3 protein-coding genes are annotated in these 3,035 nt (G+C 60.1%); all 3 read right to left on the minus strand.

Annotated features, from left to right (window positions below; genetic code table 11):
- Positions 1 to 178: 178 nt before the first annotated feature.
- Positions 179 to 1,111: a fumarylacetoacetate hydrolase family protein gene (locus WBB95_RS28145; protein WP_424490552.1), complete on the minus strand. Its 933-nt coding sequence runs from the start codon at positions 1,109 to 1,111 to the stop codon at positions 179 to 181.
- Positions 1,108 to 2,079: a flavin reductase gene (locus WBB95_RS28150; protein WP_424490553.1), complete on the minus strand. Its 972-nt coding sequence runs from the start codon at positions 2,077 to 2,079 to the stop codon at positions 1,108 to 1,110. The genes WBB95_RS28145 and WBB95_RS28150 overlap by 4 nt, the downstream gene beginning before the upstream one ends.
- A 72-nt stretch (positions 2,080 to 2,151) precedes the next feature.
- The coding region (locus WBB95_RS28155) for a VOC family protein (protein ID WP_424490554.1) at positions 2,152 to 3,035 on the minus strand (884 nt) is incomplete at its 5' end.

Genomic DNA, 3,035 nt, shown 5'->3' on the forward strand with positions numbered 1-3,035 from the left:
GGGTTGATCTGCGTATACGCCTCGAACTCTGGCGTGCCCGCGCGCGCTGCTTTTTCCATCTCGAACGGCTTGCCGATTTCAGCAAGCAAGGCATGGATGCCGATCTGGCAGGCGCCGGGCAAAAAAAACAGCTTCATAAAATATTCCTTATTGTGAGGTCGGCGTGGCAACGCGGTGACTAGACGATGAACGTTTCGAGGACGCCGATACCGTCGACGCCCGCCTCCACCCGGTTACCCGGTTTGAGGTACCACTCACGCGGATCGGGCTTGTGGTGCAAGGCCACGCCTTCTGGCGTACCGGTGCTGATCAAATCGCCGGGCACCAGACCGAAACGGGACCAGAACGCGACCATTTCGGCGAAACCGAAAATCAGATCGCGACAGTCGGAGTGCTGGCGCAACTCGCCGTTGACCTTCAGCCACAGCACCAGGGCTTTGGGGTCAGGGACTTCGTCGGCGGTCAGAATGTAGGGGCCGATCGGGCCAAACCCCGGAAAGTTCTTGCCGAGCATGATCATGCCGTTCTGCATCTCGCGCAGTTGCCATTCCCGTGCCGACAGGTCATTGAAAATCGTGTAGCCGAAAATGGCGCTGGCCGGATCGATGTCGCGGCGGTCGTCGATCGCCTTGCCGATGACCAGCGCGATCTCGACTTCGTAGTCGAAATCGAGCACATCGTCGGGTCGTTTCACCCGACTTTTATGCGGCACCAGTGTGCGCCCGAGTTTGATGAAACCGGTCGGGAAATCACTGTGCAGTTTGCTCGCGTTGTCGGCATTGCCCTTCATCGACTCCAGCTTGTGCCTGCCAAAGTTACGCCCGGCGCAGAAGATCGATTTCTCTGGCACCGGCGTCAGCCACCCTACGGTATTGGGGTCATCCATCCACCGCGGGTCCTGACGATCCGACGCCCAGCGGAGCAACTCTCGGCTGGCGTCCATCGCCGCTGCGCCACCCTCGATCAGGGCCATCACCGATGTTGCCGTGGCGGGACCACCCCGGACAGCAGCCGCTTTGGCGACATCTACAAGATATTCTCGACCCGAAGCGACAGTGACGATCCCGAGCCGTTCGGGTCCTGCGGCTGATTGGTAGCGTGCGATCTTCATGCGTCGAGCCTAGCCAGAAGGTGCTTGAGCAATTGCACTTCACTCGGGTCGAGCTTGCCTTGCACATCGGCCTCGCTCGACTTGCGGATGGCGATCAGTTCCAGCACCGCGTGACGGCCTTCGGCGGTCAGCCTGACGGCAATACGGCCGTCACTGGCGTCCACCTCCTCCAACAGGCCTCGCGTGATGAGCTGTTGCACGATCGCAGCGGAGATGCCCTGACCGCGTACTTTCTCGCTGCGCGCAACGATTTCCGGCATGCACAAGCCGTCTTCACGACCGATGATGCTCAACACCGCATACTCCTCGGCCGTCCACTGCCGCGATTCAAGCTTTTCAATCACGCTCTGGCGCGTGCGCAAGTAAGCATTGGAAACCTGATACAGCAGATCATCGGAAGAAAGGTTGCTGAATTCGTCTGCCGATTCAACGGAGGCGACGGCTTGCTTTGGCAGCAACATGCCGTAGCGGCCGCCATGGAACACCAGTGGCTTGCGCGCCGAATGGCCGAAATCGACAATCTCGCCGACAAAAATGACGTGATCGCCGCCCTCGTACTGATAGGCGAGTTTGCAGGTGAAACGCGCCATGCAGTCCGGCAACAACGGCACGCCGTCCGGGCCGCGATCCAGCGTAAGTCCTTCGAAACGGTCAATGCCTTTACTCGCAAAGCGCGAAGACAACGCTTCCTGGTCTGCGGAGAGGATATGCACGGCGAAATGCCCGTTGTTGCGGAAGGCATCCATGTTCAACGAGGTGCGCGCCAGGCTCCAAAGCACCATCGGCGGATCCAGCGACACCGAAGAAAAACTGTTCGCGGTCAAACCGATGTCGACGCCGTCAGGCCCGGCCGTGGTGACAATCGTCACGCCCGTGGCAAACGAGCCAAAAGCGTCACGCAGCGCACGGCTGTCGAAGCTCGGCCCGGCTTTGGAAAGATCTGTTTGAGTTGCTGTGTGTGTCGTCATGGTGAATGCCTCCAGTCTTCTTGTTATCGAAACCGCCACGCTGCAAAGGGCCACCGAAGTGGCCCTGCTGCGCTATTTGGCGGCTCTGACGCGGGCCTTGTCCGCCAGATACGTCTCAAGGGTGACCAACGGGCCGCGCTCGTGATCGAGCTGTTTGGTCGCAATGCCGCTGAACGCGGTGGTCTCGTTAAACCAGCATTCCTGCGGCGGCATGCCCCAGCGCAGCGCCAGACCGGGCTTGCGCACGTCCCACGCAACAGGCTCGACCTCGATATCGATCAACAGGTAGTGATCACAGAACAACTCGACCCGATGGCCATCCGGATCGCGCAAGTACACGAACAACACGCCGGCCGGGCCATGCCGACCGGGGCCGCGCTCAACGACATCGCCCATGCCCAGATTGCCGGCGATATCGCAGGCGCGCAGGATGCTGTGGGAGTCAGATACGGTGTAAGCAAAGTGGTGCAGACGCGGCCCCGGGTTTTCCAGAAACACGATGTCCTGGGTGCCCGGTTTACGGAACATGAAGGTCGCAATCAACTTCTCGTCCAGCGCCATGTATTCGGAGATGCGGAAACCCATCTCTGCGTAGAAATCGGTCTGCTCCTGCACGTTCGGCACTTGAATCTGGTAGTGGTCGAAGCGCATCGCCGCACCACCCTTGAAGTCCTGAAATTGCGTGTAAACGCGCGGCGTCGTGGTCATCGTGGCGCAGAGCTGCACCGGGGTGCCGGCCGGGTCATTGACCAGCAGCGTGCGGCCCTGATGCGGCACTTCGATCCAGCGGGCCGGCAAGCCTTTGGATTTATAGAAATGCGCTGCCTTGTCCAGCTCTTCTTCGGTGTACACCCGGAAGCCGATGGCTTCGGCAGAGTGCTCGCCGTCGTGGCGCTTGATCACCAGACTGTGGTGACAAACCTCTTCCAGGCCACGGAAATACAAGGTGTCGGCAT

This window comes from Pseudomonas sp., from assembly GCF_049645325.1.
GTDB lineage: Bacteria > Pseudomonadota > Gammaproteobacteria > Pseudomonadales > Pseudomonadaceae > Aquipseudomonas.

Bases quoted from the DNA above. Each gene is read 5' to 3' on its own strand.
- WBB95_RS28145 (WP_424490552.1), bottom strand. From the start codon at position 1,111: ATGAAGATCGCACGCTACCAATCAGCCGCAGGACCCGAACGGCTCGGG.
- WBB95_RS28150 (WP_424490553.1), bottom strand. From the start codon at position 2,079: ATGACGACACACACAGCAACTCAAACAGATCTTTCCAAAGCCGGGCCG.